This is a genomic window from Streptomyces sp. NPDC057950 (assembly GCF_042887295.1).
GTDB lineage: Bacteria > Actinomycetota > Actinomycetes > Streptomycetales > Streptomycetaceae > Streptomyces > Streptomyces kaempferi.
In genome coordinates, this window is record NZ_JBHVPP010000024.1 from 111,465 (window position 1) to 127,231 (window position 15,767).

Annotated in this window: 8 protein-coding genes; 3 read left to right on the forward strand and 5 right to left on the reverse strand. The window is 68.9% G+C overall.

Translation table 11 applies throughout. The features are described 5' to 3' along the window. Positions 1–163 precede the first annotated feature (163 nt). The 3 genes from ACFVTC_RS33835 to ACFVTC_RS33845 all read left to right on the forward strand — a co-directional run bounded on the left by ACFVTC_RS33835 (position 164) and on the right by ACFVTC_RS33845 (position 7,311). The gene (locus ACFVTC_RS33835; RefSeq protein ID WP_390132281.1) at positions 164–3,232 is read left to right on the forward strand and encodes a family 78 glycoside hydrolase catalytic domain; all 3,069 of its coding nucleotides are present in this window, start codon (positions 164–166) and stop codon (positions 3,230–3,232) included. Between the two features lie 174 nt (positions 3,233–3,406). Beyond that, positions 3,407–4,417 (forward strand): LacI family DNA-binding transcriptional regulator, encoded by a 1,011-nt coding sequence (locus ACFVTC_RS33840; RefSeq protein ID WP_390132282.1) that lies wholly within the window; start codon positions 3,407–3,409, stop codon positions 4,415–4,417. A 1,022-nt stretch (positions 4,418–5,439) separates the two neighbouring features. Further along, complete coding sequence (locus ACFVTC_RS33845) at positions 5,440–7,311, forward strand: alpha-L-rhamnosidase C-terminal domain-containing protein (protein ID WP_390132283.1); 1,872 nt, start codon at positions 5,440–5,442, stop codon at positions 7,309–7,311. A 208-nt stretch (positions 7,312–7,519) separates the two neighbouring features. Here the strand turns inward: ACFVTC_RS33845 and ACFVTC_RS33850 are convergent, their stop codons facing one another. The 5 genes from ACFVTC_RS33850 to ACFVTC_RS33870 all read right to left on the reverse strand — a co-directional run bounded on the left by ACFVTC_RS33850 (position 7,520) and on the right by ACFVTC_RS33870 (position 15,540). Beyond that, on the reverse strand, positions 7,520–8,092 hold the full coding sequence (locus tag ACFVTC_RS33850) for a hypothetical protein (protein ID WP_390132284.1): 573 nt from the start codon (positions 8,090–8,092) through the stop codon (positions 7,520–7,522). Next, the gene (locus ACFVTC_RS33855) at positions 8,092–10,452 is read right to left on the reverse strand and encodes a DnaB-like helicase C-terminal domain-containing protein (RefSeq protein ID WP_390132286.1); all 2,361 of its coding nucleotides are present in this window, start codon (positions 10,450–10,452) and stop codon (positions 8,092–8,094) included. Before ACFVTC_RS33855 ends, ACFVTC_RS33850 begins: the two co-directional genes overlap by 1 nt. 440 nt (positions 10,453–10,892) lie before the next feature. After that, the gene (locus ACFVTC_RS33860) at positions 10,893–11,279 is read right to left on the reverse strand and encodes a hypothetical protein (RefSeq protein ID WP_390132287.1); all 387 of its coding nucleotides are present in this window, start codon (positions 11,277–11,279) and stop codon (positions 10,893–10,895) included. Positions 11,280–11,387: 108 nt separating this feature from the next. Further along, positions 11,388–11,735: a hypothetical protein gene (locus ACFVTC_RS33865; protein ID WP_390132288.1), complete on the reverse strand. Its 348-nt coding sequence runs from the start codon at positions 11,733–11,735 to the stop codon at positions 11,388–11,390. 571 nt (positions 11,736–12,306) lie between these two features. Then, positions 12,307–15,540 carry a hypothetical protein gene (locus ACFVTC_RS33870; RefSeq protein ID WP_390132289.1) on the reverse strand — a complete coding sequence of 1,078 codons (3,234 nt, stop codon included), beginning with the start codon at positions 15,538–15,540 and terminating at the stop codon, positions 12,307–12,309. Positions 15,541–15,767: the final 227 nt, after the last annotated feature.

Here is a 15,767-nt window from a genome sequence, read left to right on the forward strand (position 1 = left end):
TCATGTCTTGAACGACAGGAGTCCGATGATGTCCGAATCACCAGGTGACCTGAGCCGCCGGCACGTCGTTGGAATCATGGTGGCCGGGGCAGGTGGACTGGCAGCCCCGGTTGGCCTCGCCGGTACCGCGGCCGCCTCGGCTTCCGGGAAGCACGGGGGCAAGGTGACCATCGGGCAGCTGACCATCGACGGCCGCAGAGACAACCCCCTCGGAATCGACGATCCCGCTCCCCGACTCGGCTGGCAGGTCACCGGCAGCCCCGCGGACTGGACCCAGCATGCCTACCAGATCCGCGCCGCAGCCAGCGCCACCGACCTGGCCCACGGCCGCTGCTTGTGGGACTCCGGAAAGATCCGCTCCACAGCGCAGACCGACATTCCCTGGCACGGGAGGGCCCTCACGTCCCGCCAGCGCATTGTGTGGCAGGTGCGATTGTGGGACTCCCGGGGCAGCGTCACGGACTGGAGCAGTCCCGCCGCCTGGGAGATGGGCCTGCTTAAGCGCGCCGACTGGGATCCAGCCCTGTGGATCGAGCATGGCGGCCGGCAGCTCGCCGACCCCCTGCCCGTCTTCGCCCGTGCCTTCACCGTCGACAGCCGACACGGCGGCGACGTCGTGCAGGCACGGCTGTACATCGCCGGAGTCGGACTCTACGAGGCTCACCTCAACGGACAGCCGGTCACCGATGAGGTGCTCGCTCCAGGCAGCTCCAACTACCAGCTCTCCGTGGAGTACCGCGCCTACGACGTCACCCACCTCATCCGCCCGGGATCCAACACCCTCGGGGTCGAACTGGGCCATGGCCAGGCCCTGGTGACCCGCTCGGTCACCCAGCCGGCCACCGACCGCACCGCCCCCTACAGCTGGTGGCAAAGCCAGTCCAAGGGCAGCGGTGCCCTGACCGCCCCGGCCGCACCCGGGGACACCACGGTGAAGCTGAGCAGCGTCAGCGGCTACCACGTAGGCGGGACGGTCAACGTCGACACCGCAGACGGCGGCGACCGCCTGGAGTCGCGCACCATCACGGCCATCGGCACAGCCGGCGCCGGCGGGACCGGCATCACCTTCACCCCTGCCCTGGCCCGCCCGCACGCCGAGGCTACGACTGTCACGGGTTCAGGGAACTCTCTCGCCAGCACAGACCCCAGCGCCGGCGCGGCCGTCCCGCCGCGACTGATCGCCCGCCTGGAGATGACCAGGGCGAACGGATCGGTCCAGACGATCGTCACCGACCACTCATGGAAGACGTCGCTGGGCCCGACGACCACTTCCAACTGGTATTCCGGGTCCGACTACGACGCGCGCCGGGAACAGCCCGGCTGGAACAAGGCCGACGCCGACCTGTCGCCCGCAGCCGCACGCCGCGACGGCACCACCGTCGGCTGGGTGCGCGCGGGCGTCGCTCCGCCCCCGAACTTGACGACCGAGCTGGTGTGGCGCGTTGCGGAACCGGTGAAGATCGCCGACCGGATCCGCCCGGTGAGCATCACCCAGCCCAGCCCCGGCGTGTGGGTGTTCGACTTCGGGCAGAACATCGCCGGCTGGCCTGAGCTGACCGTGGACGGGACAGTTCCGCAAGGCACCACGATCACCATGAAACCGTCCGAGTCCCTGGCCGCAGACGGAACCGTCAACCAGGCTTCCATCATGGGCGGCGGAGCCAGCCGCGGGACGAACGTGTTCGCTACCTACACCACGCGCGGAAGCCGGCACGGCGAGACGTGGCACCCCCGCTTCCACTACTTCGGCATGCAATGGGTACAGGTGAGCGGCCTGCCTGCGGGCTACACGCCCACCGCCGCGACCCTGACCGCGGTGCAACTCCATGCGGCCACCCCCCCTGCCGGCACCGTCACCACCTCCGACGAGCGCATCAACCGGATCCACCGCATGGCCCAGTACTCGATCATGAGCAACATGATGTCCACCTTCACGGACTGCCCCGGGCGGGAGAAGCTGGCCTACCCCGCCGACTACCTCCAGCCCTTCGGTTCGCTGCACCGCAACTTCGGCTACAGCGCCTACCTGCGCACCATGGAACGCCACCTCGCCGAAGGGCAGTCCAGAGCCGGGGACAACATCGGCAACGTCGCGCTCAAGGCGCCCGTGTACGACTGGGGCTACACCGGGCAGTTCGGTGACGAGATCAACTGGGGGAACGGGATCATCCTGGTGCCGTGGCACCTCTACGAGGTCTACGGCGACACCCAGACCATGGCCCGGTACTACCCGCAGATGCAGGCGTTCATGAAATACATCCGAACGCAGAAGGCGGGCACCGGCGCTGACACCTACATCGTCAACGCTGCCCTTGCTGACTGGATCGGCGCTGAAAGCACCTCCGGCCGCATCACCGGAACCTGGGGCTACCACCAGATCGCGGACCGCATGGCGAAGATGGCCGGGCTTCTCGGCCGCGACGCGGATGCTGCGGACTACCGCAGCCTCGCCTCCCACATCAAGGCCGCCTTCAACGACGCCTTCTACAACAGCGATCTCGGCCGCTACACCAGCCAAGGCGCCGCCGGGACAACAGGCGCAAGCCAAGCCGCCCAGGCCCTCGCTCTCGACGAGGGCCTCGTTCCCGACGGGGAGCGCCCGCGAGTTGTCGATTCACTCGTCGAACTGGTCCAGGCCTTCCACCCCTTCGGCGGCGGACCGCATTTCAGCGGCGGCACCATCGGACTCGCCCCGATCGTCCGGGCCCTCACGCAGGCCGGACGCGACGACGTCCTGTGGGACGTTCTGCAGGAGGACACCCGCCCCAGCTACGGGTTCTTCATGACACCGACCACCGCGAACCCCCAAGGCCTCACCACGCTCCCCGAGCAATGGGACATGGGCAACTCCAAGAATCACATGATTCTTCTCCAGATCGAAGAGTGGTTCCACAGCGGGCTGGCCGGCATCCGCCAGGCCCGCGGCGGCGCCGGGTACCGCAGCCTGGTGATCGACCCGCGCGTCGTCGGGAACCTCACTCACGTCGAAGGCAGCTACCACACGCCCCATGGCCGCGTGGCGACGGAATGGTCATTGGCGAATGGCACCTTCCGGCTGAAGGTGACGGTGCCGCCGAACACGACGGCTGAGGTCCGGCTTCCCCGGGGCGGCCATGCGCCGGAGGCTCCCGAAGGCGCACGCTTCCAGCACTTCGACAGCGACCGGGCCGTCTACCGTGTCCCTTCGGGCACCTACGTGTTCGTGGCGCGGGGCGTGCACGCGGCGACGTAGAGCGAGGATGCTCGGGCTACGCCATCCCGCAGGGCACTCCCCTGGTCATCCAGGCGCGCGCCTCATGTGAGGCGCCTAGTCGGACAGCACCTCAAAAGACGCGGGGCGGGCGCCGACCGGCGCTGGCCCCCGTACCCGTCAGAGACCGGTAGCCGCCTCGAGTCCGGAGCACGGATGAGCCAGCCGACAATTCGCGATGTGGCTGCTGCGGCAGGCGTTGCCGCGTCCACGGTTTCCAACTACTTCAACCACCCCGAGAAATTGGCAAACACCACCCAGGAGCGAATTCAAGAGGCAATAGGAACACTCGGATTTGTCCCGAATAATGTGGCGCGCATGCTCCGCACAAAAATGAATCCAGTAATCGGATACATCACTTCCGGGAGTTCTACGGCCGGTTCGCTTGAGGCTGCCCGTGCTGCTGAGCGGCGTGTCGAAGAGGAGGGGATGCACCTTCTCATGGCCCACTGCGGTTCCGAGGAACGCGAACGATCCTACCTGGACTTGTTTGTGCAACAGCGAGTTGCGGGCATCATGATCGCTCCTGCCCGGGGGACCGAAGAGGAACTCTCCCGCATTCGTGATCACGGGATTCCCAGCGTGGTGGTCACCCGCCGAGCGACCTCTCCCGTGCAGGCTTCGGTGTCGACAGACCACATCGCCGGGGGCCGTCTCACGGCCGAACACCTCATAGGGGAAGGGCGTCGGCGTCTCGGCCTCCTGGCGAATGACCTCGATTCCAGTGAGATCCAGGACCACCTTCGAGGTGTCATGTCGGCTCTCGCCGCTGCGCCCGGTGTCGCATTGGAGATCATCCGCGCGTCGGACGGCTCGTCGCACGCCGGCGCCGCCTGCGCCGATCAAGTGATGCAAAGACCGCCGGCAGAGCAGCCGGACGGCCTTATCTGCACCACCGGACCTCTGGCGCTCGGCGCCGCGCGGGCCTTCAACTCACCTCCGCAGCCCATCAATCCGTCCGGTATGTCAATTGTGGGATACGGTGTCACCGCCGTCTCCCCATTGGCGGAGGAGCACATTAAGGCGGTGCGTCTCCCCTATTTCGAGATGGGGGAAGCAGCGGTCAACATACTCTTCGACCAGCTCACCCATACTGAATCGGAGGACGGCCCCTTCGGTGCTTCGGAAACTCCTCAGATAGAGCTCAGCCCGGTGATCGTGGCATAGGGGGTCTGGCCAGGGTTTCGCAACGAGCACGACGTTCGGGGCTTCGAGGCTCCGGCACGTGCGGCGGGCGCCCGGCCGCATTCCTTCGGGGCGTCAGCACCACACTGGGCCCGGCGTACTGATCCGGGCCACTCCTGCCGGCCACCCCGCAGGACGACATGAGGCCGGCAGGAGTGGTTGCGTGCTGCGCCCGGCTGGACACCGTGCTGGCGGGGTTCATCTGTCCTGCGGGGCGGCCCTCGCGGACGTCGGGCGTTTCGGGCACCTGCGCGGCACCAGCCCAGGACCCGACGGCGCGGGGCCGCGCAGCAATCGCCGGCCCTTGCGGCATGGGCATGCCGAGCCGGTCTGAAGCGCGCCGAGCCCGTCCGTCTCCGCCCCGCGAGTGCCGCACGCGCTGGGTGGCCGGGATCGGAAGGCCAAGGTGCCCCGTCCCGGCCCCCGACGCGTCGCTTCCGCCATCCCGCGTACCGACCCGCCTTCGACTTGCGTAGCCCCGGAGCCGTTCCTCCGTGCAGTCACAGGCTCCCCCCTCGACGCGCCGAAGGTGAAGCCTGTGTTGGCCACTTCTGGCCTTACGTCCAATTGATTGAAACGTTCAATCACCAACCGGATCTCCCTCCGGAAAGATCTCAGCGATTTCCGCAGATGACCGCGATTGAAACGTTGTTTGAACCACCCGGCGCCCCTAGCATCCTCACCGCCTCTTGAAACGTACAAGTGGCCCTATGGGACAGCTGCACGCGTTCCCCCGGCTCCGCTCGCGACGGAGCCGGACGTACTGCCGCACCAAGAGATCTGCGTACGGCACATCAGCGTTCACGACCTGGGTGCCCCTGATGTTGGGGACCGCTCGAGCTTCGGCGTGGCGTCCCACAGCGCTCGGCGGTCCGGCGCACGGACAGCGCTCGCCCCCAACTTCATGCCGTCGACCGACGGCTCGAGACGAGAAATGAGGAAAAATGAGAAGTAATCACCGATATTGGCGCAGAGCAAGCCGCTACGTAGCGGCGGGAGCTGTGATGACCACCGCCTTCGCCGGGATCTTCACAGCTCCCGCGACCGCGGCCAACCCCGACTGGCGGACCTACCTGATTCAGCCCACAAGCACGAACGTCAAACCCGTCGCCGCTTCGGTCTCCGCCGGAACGGTGACCAACGTGCAGGGCGTCACCTCGCAAGGCAACGGCACCACCACACTGACCGTCCCCCAAGGAGGCCGCCCGACGACCATCCTGCTCGACTACGGCACCGAGGTCGAGGGAACACCCACCATCAGCGTGCAGTCCCACACCGGCACGCCAACCCTGTCGCTGGCGTTCAGCGAGGCCAAGTCCTGGCTGACCACCTCGTCCTCCGGCACGGTCACCGGTGACTCCGGATTCGGGCCCCGCACCACAACGATCCGCGTCAACTCGAACACCACGCTGACCGGCCCCCTCATCAGCGGCTTCCGCTTCGAGACCATCACCCTGAGCACACCCGGCACAGTCGTGCTCAGCGGCGCCGGACTCCGCTACAGCGGCGGATTCCTCGCGAGCGCCGCGGACTACCAGGGACACTTCGCCTCCAGCGACACCGGCTTCAACCGGATGTTCTACGACGGCGCCTACACCGTACAGACGAACATGCAGCCGGCAGGCGTCAACGGTGCCTCACAGCCGTCCGTTCTGGACGGAGCCAAGCGCGACCGCGCGATCTGGTCGGGCGACCTCAAGATCCAGGGCCAGAACATCGCGAACACGCTCGGCACCACGGGCAACAACTACGTCAAGCAGTCGCTGCTCACCCTCATCACAGCCAGCCCGAGGGGCGGCGGGCTGAACGCCGACACCTTCAACCGCAACGGCCCCTACAGCAACAACTACTCCCACTGGACGCTGGACGCGGCCGTCGACTACTACCGCAACACCGGCGACACGGCCTTCGCGCGGCAGGTCCTGCCCTGGCTGGAAGGCCAGCTCAGCTACGACACCGGGCTGACCGACAGTACTGGACTGATCGTCACCACCTCAGGCTCGGGCACCAGCGGCGGCAACGACTGGGACTTCTACGACGGCGCCAAGACCGGCGTCGTGACCGCGTACAACGTGCTCTACTACCGGGCGCTCCAGGACATGGCGTACCTGGAATCCAACCTCGGCAACAGCACGCAGGCCGCCACCTACACCGCCACCGCGACCCGGGTGCGCAACGCCATCAACGCGAACCTCTACAACGCGTCGGCCGGCCGGTACTACCTGAGCGCATCGGACCACACCACGCTCGCGCAGGACGGGAACTCCCTGGCCATCGTCTTCGGCGTAGCACCGGCCACCGAGCACACGAGGATCCTGGCCTCGCTCAGGACCCTGTGGGGCACGCACGGCGTCGCGCCGTTCTCCGGCACCCGGTACAGCAACCTGGTCAGCCCCTACGTCACCGGATTCGAGGTCCAGGCCCGGTACATCGCCGGTGACACCGCAGGCGCCGAACAGCTGATGCGCCTGACGTGGAACCAGATGATCGATCCCACCAACCCCTACTACACGGGTACCTTCTGGGAGAACTACACCCCGAATGGCACCGTGACCGCCTCACGGACCAGTCTCGCTCACGGCTGGGCTTCCGGACCGACCGTCATCATGACGAGCTACGTCCTGGGTGTTTCGTCCAACGGGCCCGGATACTCCACCTTCACCGTCAACCCGAGCTACGGCAGCCTCGCATCCGCAGAAGGCACCGTTCCCACACCGTTCGGCCCGATCAACGTCAGCTGGACGAAGAACGGGAGCAGCTACTCGCTGTCCGTCCAGGCACCCCCCGGCACAACCGCAACTGTCGTCCAGCCCAACGGCGCTCGTGCCACGGTTGAGGGCGGGACGCACGGCTCGACTAGGACACTGACCGGCTGATCCACCGCCACATCCCCCGGCGGTCGCAGCCGCCGGGGGATGCCACCACCGTGTTCAGGCGCGGGCAGAACGGTAGACATGGGCGAGGAGACCTGACCTCACGCAACCTGCTGCGAGCCAGGCGCTGGGATGGCGGGTAGTGCAGGCCCGCTCCGTGCCTGCACTGCCCACAGCACGAAGAAGACCCGAGTGTTCATGCCCCAGACTGTCACCTGAGTTCGACGGTGTAGGAGCTGCCGGTGAATTCCCAGCCGTCGGTGCCTTCGCCGATGTCGGCGACGATGATGTCGTCGATGAAGCGGTCCTCGAAGTCGTCGTCACGCAGGTCGCCGGCGAGCCACAGTGCTTCGATGTCGCTCCAGTCTCCGCGGCTGGCGTCGATGCGCAGGGGGGCGGCGCGGCGGGTGCCGCGTTCGCGTTCGTCGCCGCCGGTTTTGACGAGGCCGCTGATCTCGAACTGGCCGTCCTTCACCTGGTCGGGGAGGGGTTCGGCGGGGGCGATGGCGACGTTCTCGTAGGCGGTGTGGATCAGGTCGCGGTAGCTGCGGCGGACGTTGTACTCGGAATCCGACAGCCACTTGATGAGGGTCTCGGGGCGGATGTCGAGGCCGGCGGTTTCGAGGGCTTCGTAGCCGCGGCGGGTGCCGGTGAGCTGGCTGAGCTGGGCGTGCCAGTGTTTGGCGGTGTAGGAGGCGAGGCGGTGGCGGGGGGTGACCTGGGTGCGCAGGAGGTTGCCCAGTGCGGAGCCGAGGGTGGGGCCGTGTCCGGTGGGTCCGGCCATCAGTCGTCACCTTCCGGGATGAACGTGCCGGGCTGGATGAACTTGGCCTTCACCTCGCCGAAGCCGGTGCCGATCCGGTATGTGTCGGGCGCCGTTTCGTCGGGGACCCAGAAGATCGCGGCATCCACGTTGCGCAGGGCGATGAGCCGATTGCCTGCCTGAACGGCCTTGAAGGCGACGGTCCAGTGGCGGACGGAGGCTTCGGCGACCATGCTCATGCGCCAGTCCGGCCGCCAGAACGGGGAGCGGGAGTCGGGGCGTTTGGGCCACAGCAGGCGCAGTGCGATCGACAGGCGGGTCTTGTAGTTCTTGTACGGCTCGCCGCCGGCTTTGATCAGGTCGGTGCGGGCGGACCTTGCCGCTTCGTAGAACGGCTTGAACAGCGACTCGTTGATCTTGCCCGTCCAGGAGTCGTGGATGACGACCGGTTCGTCGAGGTGGCCGTCGCGGTGCAGGCGTTCGAGCTGCTTGAGGTGCGGGGTGGTCACCCACACCCGCCCTTGCTCGTCGGGCCGTTCGATGATCCGCCCCAGCGGGTGCGGCATGTCCGTGCGTGTCCAGGCGGGGATCTCGATGAGGTAGATGCCGGCCTTGGTCTTGTCGAACGCCTCCAGCGGACCGGTGTGCAGGAGCCTGTTGGGGGCGAGGGGGACCGCGGAGCAGGCGGAGGGGAAGGAGCCGTTGCGGTCGATCAGGCACATCAGACCGTCGCCGAACGAGGCGGGGACGTCGAGCTGGTCGCGCCGCACGCGCTTGCCGCCCCGCTCGTGGGCGATGCGGGTGCTGGTGACGTCGGGGTGGACCCAGCGGGGTTCGCCGTCCATGTCCTCACTGATCAGGGGCCACGGTCCGCCGTCCCGGTCGTCCTTGCGGATGACCGGGACGGGGTGCATCTTCGACCGTGTCACCGAGTCCTTGAGGATCCGCAGGGCTGGGAAGACCGCTCCCTCCGGCTCGTCCTCCTCATCGCCCGGGCCCAGGCCGTCCTCGTCATCCCGCTCAGCCTCGTCACTGTCCGCCACAACCGGCGCGACCGCGACCGCGCTCGCAGGAGCGGGGGCAGCCGCCGGAGTCGGCGCGGGGGTGCCGGCGGGTGCGGGCGCGTTGTAGGCGCGCAGCGCCGCGGCGAGGCGGCGCCCCTCGGCGTTGCCGGGCAGCTGGAGCCCGGCGGCGGCCAGGGCCCGCAGCGGGCCGCGGAGTTCGTCGAGGTCCTTGATGCTGCCGGCGGCAAGCGCGGTGCGCAGGGCGGCGAGCAGGTGCGTTGCCTCGGCGGGCAGGCCCTGGAGGGCGCCGGAGGTGAAGGGGAGGGCGGCCGCCGCCAGTTCACGGTCGGTGTCGCTGCCCATCGTGTCCGGGACCATGTCGCCACCCGCACGCACGCCGGCGGCCGCGGTGGTGCCGGGGGCTGTGGGGGTGTCGAGGAATCGGGCGTGTGCGAGGTCGGGGCGCAGGCGCGCGTGGCCGATGACGCCCAGATCCCGCTCGGCGACGGTCACGTTCGTCTCCCCGGTGTCCGGGAGTGCGGTGAGGGTGAGGATGACGTCGGCGTCCAGCAGGTTCACGATCGCCGGATCGTCGGTGTCCAGGACCGCGAGCACCGGGACGTGCTGCGAGCGGGCGAGTTCGCGCAGGACCTGGCTTGCGGCCGGGAGGTGTTCCCCCGACAGCGGAAGGCGCGGGTTGCGGGCGCGCTGCAGGCGGTCGACGACAACGAGCGCCAGATCCCCGGCCACCGGGACGGTCTCCGCGATGGCCTCGGCGGTCAGGTCGCTGCCGTCGTCGATGAGCAGCGGCGCGTTCCGAAGGCGCTGGACGACTTCCTGTTCGTGCGGGGTGAGGGTGCCGGTCTTGAGGCGGGCGTAGTCGCCGCCGGCTTCCGCGGCGATGATGCGGCGGGTGATGTCCGCGCGGTTGGGGCCCGATGCCGCGTACAGGACACGGTGGTTGAGAGTGAGCGCAGTGTGCCGGGCCGCTGCCAGGCCGATGAGACTGCCGCCGACCTGCGGCGGGGCCGCGACCAGCACCAGGCGCCCGGGGTGCAGTCCCCCGGTGGCAGCGTCCAGGCCCGCCAGACCGAAAGACAGGCCGGGAGCCGAGCCGGAGGTGATGACGTCACCGAGGGCGTCGCCGAGTGTGGCGAGCCGGCGTCCGGCATCCCGGCTGGGGGTGGGCTGGCTGGTCACCGCGCCTCCTGCGGTCGCCGCAGCAGGCGCGGCCGGGTCGGATGGAGTACTGCTGATCGGGCCGTCGGCGGGCAGCAGCACCGCGACGGGTGTGCTGCTGCGGCGCAGTACCTGTGGCTGGCCGCCGGCCGCCCGGCCGATCACGGTGCCGAAGTCCTTCTGCGCCGCACTCAGCACCCAAGAGGGGAAAGCGCCGGCCTTCCGCGCGGCCGGGAACCGGTCGAGCGGAGCGAGGAGAACACGGTCCTCCTGCTTCGACCCACGGTGGATCAGGGTCGTGACCCCGTCATCGTTCGCCCGTTTGACCAACGCATACAGATCCCTGCGAGCATCACTCGCATTCATCGCAGACTCTGCAGCTGGTGACTGACTCACACACCCTCCCGGCACTCAACTCCCCTACACAATACCAAGAGTCACGTATCAGGCTGACCACATTCACACATTCGACAATGAGATCTCACTCAATCGTGAGAGTTTGCAGCTATGTTGAGCGGCTTCTGGGGTCCGCGGGCGGCACCCTTGCACGACGGGTCGGTATGACGAAGGCCGGGCCGTCAACTGGCCCCAGCCTGACTCACCGCCTTGCCAGACGAACGCACCCCTCTCGCACAGACTCAGCCGTGCCAGGTCGGCTCCTGCTCGCTCGGCGTCTCCTCGTAGGCGAGGTGCCCGACGGCAGAGAATGCCTTGCCCAAGACTCCTGCGTACTGCTCCGCCGCGAGGAATGAGGTCATGTAGCGCTGGAGCACCTCGTCGAGCGGTTCACCCCGGTAGTCGGTCATCAGCCGGTCCTGATCCCAAAGGCCTTCCACGAAGGTCCTGAGCAGCGTGAGAGCTGCCGTCATCTCACCTGCGGCACGGGTGAGATGACGGCAGATGAAGGAGACCTCCACCGGGTATCCGATCCCGGCCCCCCGGTACGTGAGGTCGGTGACGAGCTCAGCGAGGGAACGAGCAGCATTCTCCGCATGCCGGACGACGTCCTCGGTGTTCTCACTCATACGGATCCGGTTCTCCTTGCTGGGCTGGCGGGTTTCAGGCGGGCGGTGGCGCGGCATGCGCAGCTCGCTGAGCGCGCGTCCGGCGCCCTGAGCCATCCGGGACCGTACTCACAGCTCACGCACCCGCCCAGCAAGATCCGGGGCATCCCAGGCGGCCTGGCGGGCCAGCACCGTGGCCACGGCAACCACATCAGCCTGCTGACCGGGCCGTTCGCCGTCGGAGATGACGCGGTAGACCGTGTCCCGGCTCGGCGCCCCCACGAGCCCGTCATCGTCGGCGATGTTCGCGGTGATCTCATCCAGGCTGGGGGTGCCCGCCGCCAGGTACACCTCGTACACCAGGTCCTTGAGCTCGCGCAGTGCCGGCGGCCATCCCACCCGCGCCCGCTTCAGCGGCCGCTGCCGCTTCGGGCTCTCCTTCGGACCCGGCCGGCCACCCCTGATGTCGCCACTCATCGCACCATCGTTCCCGAACCTGCCGTCTCCTATGGCGTGAACTGGGGTGATTGCCCGCACCCGTTGAGGGCACGTCGCAACTCAGAGTCGATCTCCGCAGGGGTCTGAGGGTGGATAGCAAGCCGGCCGGCTGCCCCATCCGCCCACCACATTCCTGTGGAGGACTTCATGTCCCGCACGCGATTGACCCGCCCCGAACGCCTCGCCCTGGCCGGAGCAGCCCTGCGCGGTGCCACCTCGGGCATCCTCCGCCCCATCGTGACCTGGCTCCTGGACCACCTCACCTGAGTCCAGATCCCGACCCAGAGGTCAGGCCGGGGCCCATGCACCACACCGCCCCGGCCTGACGCACACATACATGCCTCACTTGCCTGAACCCACGCGACCCGCTTGATCTGTAAGGACGTCAATCGACGCCAGGCACTCGCTGGCGCCGGTGAAGCTCCGCAGCCGCTCACCCCCCGGCGGAAAGAGCGTGTTGGGCGGCTCCTGCGTGCGATTGGTAGGCGTGACAAACGAGGAGGATTCCTGCGTACCCCCTCGGCTGTCTGTTTCCGGGGCCCGCGTTGGATCAGTCCATGTCGTTCCACGTCCACGAAGGGGCGGCGCTCCCATCAGGCTCACGTCCGAGTCGGAATCTCTCCCGGTTTCCTCCGAGAGTGAGGAACAGACCGAAGTGCCCTGCGCCAGGAAGCCGCTGGGCCAGGACAGCGACCTGCTCACCCGCTCCGGCTTCTCGCAGCTCCTTAATCAAAAGGGCGACGGCATGCGGGTTATCGACGGCCGTATGCGTGGCAGGGTCGCGGGCCACCAGAGCAGCGATCTGCTCGTGCGCCTGGGCGCCTTGCAGCGCCCACAGCAGCCTGGCGACCTCGCCTGGGTGGTCGAGCACGGCGTGCGTGGCAGGATCGCGGGCTAGCAGGACGATGACCTGCTCGTCCGCCCCAGCCCCCCGCAGCGCCCACAGCAGCTTGGCGACGAGGTGCGGGCTGTCGAGGGCGGCGTGCGCGGCGGCCCGCTCCGCCAGCACCGCTGCGTACTCGTCCGCCCCGGCCTCCCGCAGCGCCCGCAGCAGCCTGGTAACAGCGCCCGGGTTATCGAGGGCACCGTGCGCAGCGGCTCGCTCCGCCAGGGCCATCACCTGCTCGTCCGCCCCGACCCTCCGCAGCATGTACAGCAACTCGATGACGGTGTGCGGGTCGTTGAGGGTGGTGTGCTTGGCGGGATCGCGGGCTAGCAGGGCGGTGACCTGCTCGTCCGCCCCGGCCTCCCGCAGTGCCCGCAGCAGCCTGGCGACGGTGTGCGGGTTATCGAGGGCGGCGTGCGCGGCGGCCCGCTCGGCCAGGGCGGTGACCTGCTCGTCCGCCCCGGCCTCCCGCAGTCCCCACAGCAGCTCGGTGACGGCGTGCGGGTTATCGAGGGCGGCGTGCGCGGCGGCCCGCTCGGCCAGGGCGGTGACCTGCTCGTCCGCCCCGGCCTCCCGCAGTCCCCACAGCAGCCTGGCGACGGCGTGCAGGTTGTTGAGGGCGCCGTGCGCGGCGGGGTCGCGGGCCAGCAAGATGGCGACCTGCTCGCCCGCCCCGGCCTCCCGCAGTACCCGCAGCAGCTCGGTGACGGCGTCCAGGTCGTTGAGGGGAGCGTGCGCGGCGGCCTGCTCGGCCACCACAGTGACCTGCTCGTCCGCCCCGGCCTCCCGTAGCGCCTCCAGCAGATCTGCAACGGCGCGCGGAGTGTCGAGGGGGGTGTGCGTGGCGGCCCGCTCAGCCAGGACGGTCACCTGCTCGTCCGCCCCGCACTCACGCAGCACCCACAGCAGCTTGGCGACGGCGAACGGGTTGCTGAGGGCGGCGAGCGTGGCGGCCCGCTCAGCCAGGACGGTCACCTGCTCGTCCGCCCCGCACTCACGCAGCGCCTCCAGCAGATCTGCAACGGCGGACAAGTTGTTGAGGGCGCCGTGCGCGGCTGGGTCGCGGGCCAGCAAGACGCTGACCTGCTCGTCCGCCCCGACCTCCCGCAGGACCCGCAGCAGCCCGGTGACGGCGCCCGGGTCGTTGAGGGCGACGTGCGCGGCTGGGTCGCGGGCCAGCAAGACGCTGACCTGCTCGTCCGCCCCGACCTCCCGCAGGACCCGCAGCAGCCCGGTGACGGCGCTCGGGTCGTTGAGGGCGACGTGCGCGGCGGCCCATTGGGCGGGATGGTCATCGCCGGGATACATGGTGTGCAGGCGGCTGACGAGGTGTACGGCAGCGTTGGCGTTTCCGTGGGTGGTAGCGCTTTTGAGGAGTTGGGTGGCGTCGCGGTACAGGCCACGGGCCCAGGCGGCGTGGCCGAGCGAGGCGAGGTCGGCGGGGTGCGCGTGGGTGACCGCGGCGGTCCAGAAGTCGATGGGCGGGATCTTCTTGCTGCGGCGGTGGCGGCCGTGCTGGTCAAGGTAGTCGGCCAGCAGGTAGCGCGGTGCCTGCGGACTGTGGTCGGGTCGGCGGCGGGTGCGCTGGTTGCGGGGGCCGCTGGTGTTGACCGGGGTGAGGATGCCGGGAATGCCGTTGCAGGGCTCGGTGGTGTAGGCGAGGGCCTTGGTCAGCCAGTCGGCGTTGAGAGCGTGGTATTCGGTGTCGGTGAGGTAGCTGGGGGCGGCGCCGGCGAGCCAGTCCAGTGGGAGGTGGAGGCCGGCGCCGAGGCGGCGGGCGTCCATCGCACACTGGATGAGGGCCCGGGTGGCACCCTCGGCCGTTCTGTAGCGGTCCATCAGGTATGGCACGCCGGCCAGGTACTGGGTGACCTCCGCATCGACTGCGCTCCGGGCTGCCTGCACGAGTCGGGGATCGGCATCGTCGGCGATGTCGAGTGCCGCCAGGTCGGCTGGGGTGAAAGCCTTCGGCACGTCAATCTTGTGAGTGGACAGGAGCACGCGGGCGCCCACGTGCTGGACGGTGGTGTTCAGAGTGTTCCAGTGCTCGGGCCACAGGGTGCCCAGGACCAGGACCGGGGCCCGCGACGGGTCGTTCAGCAGTTCGCGTAGGCCCGCCGCGACCTGCTCACCGAGCGGGGCGGGTACCAGGTAGTTCTGGGCCTCGTTGAGCCACACCACCGTCTTCGGAGCGATGTCCGGCAGCGCGGCCAGGGCCGCATCAGGGGCGGTGGGGCTGAGGGGGTGCCACAGCCGCCAGCCCTCCGGCAACCCGCGGACTGCCTCCCACAGGGCGCGGGTCTTGCCCGTGGACGATCCCCCGACCAGGACCGCGATCCCGCTTCGCCCGGCTATGGCCGCGTCGACTACCGTCTTCAGGCGGGCGTCGTGGTCCCGCGGGAGATACGTCGGCAGGATCCCGAACTTGTCGCGGGCGTCGTCGGTGTCCAGTGCCGGGTGGACTCCCAGGCCTCCGTCCAGGACGAGCCGGATATCGCCGCGGAGGTCGCCGATCGGGCGGCCCGGGCCCTGCGCTATCCGGGCCTGCACCCACAAATCACGCACGCGCCCCGCCAGATCCGGGGCATCCCAGACGGCCTGGCGGGCCAGCACCGTGGCCACAGTGACTGCATCGCCCTGGCTGGGCGGTACGGACGCATCGCTGATCACGCGACGGACCGTGTCCCGGCCCGGCGCTCCCGCAAGACCGTCATCGGCGGCGATCAGCTGGGCGATCTCATCCAGGCTGGGAGCACCTGCCGCCAGGTACACCTCGTACAACAGGTCCTTGAGCTCGCGCAGCGCCCGCGGCCACCCGACCCGCGCGCGTTTCAGCGGCCGTTGCCGCTTCCGGCTCTCCTCCGGGCTCGGTCGGCCGCCTGCGGTGTCGCCACTCATCGCAACATCGTCCCCGACCCCGCACCCCGCCATGGCATGAACAGCCGAAATGCCTGCGACTGTCGAGGGCACTTCGCAACTCGAACTCGCTCCTCGGAAGCCTCAGCGTGGACAGCAGCTGGCCAGTTGCCGCCGTGCGCCCACCACACTGACGCGCCGCGAACGCTTCGCCCTGGCCGAGGCAACCCTGCGCGGCGCCATTTCCGGCATCCTCCGGTTCCTCACCA

Excerpts from the sequence above, each read along its gene's own strand:
- ACFVTC_RS33840 (WP_390132282.1), top strand. The coding sequence starts at position 3,407 with ATGAGCCAGCCGACAATTCGCGATGTGGCTGCTGCGGCAGGCGTTGCC.
- ACFVTC_RS33845 (WP_390132283.1), top strand. The coding sequence starts at position 5,440 with ATGACCACCGCCTTCGCCGGGATCTTCACAGCTCCCGCGACCGCGGCC.
- ACFVTC_RS33850 (WP_390132284.1), bottom strand. The coding sequence starts at position 8,092 with ATGGCCGGACCCACCGGACACGGCCCCACCCTCGGCTCCGCACTGGGC.
- ACFVTC_RS33860 (WP_390132287.1), bottom strand. The coding sequence starts at position 11,279 with ATGAGTGAGAACACCGAGGACGTCGTCCGGCATGCGGAGAATGCTGCT.
- ACFVTC_RS33865 (WP_390132288.1), bottom strand. The coding sequence starts at position 11,735 with ATGAGTGGCGACATCAGGGGTGGCCGGCCGGGTCCGAAGGAGAGCCCG.
- ACFVTC_RS33870 (WP_390132289.1), bottom strand. The coding sequence starts at position 15,540 with ATGAGTGGCGACACCGCAGGCGGCCGACCGAGCCCGGAGGAGAGCCGG.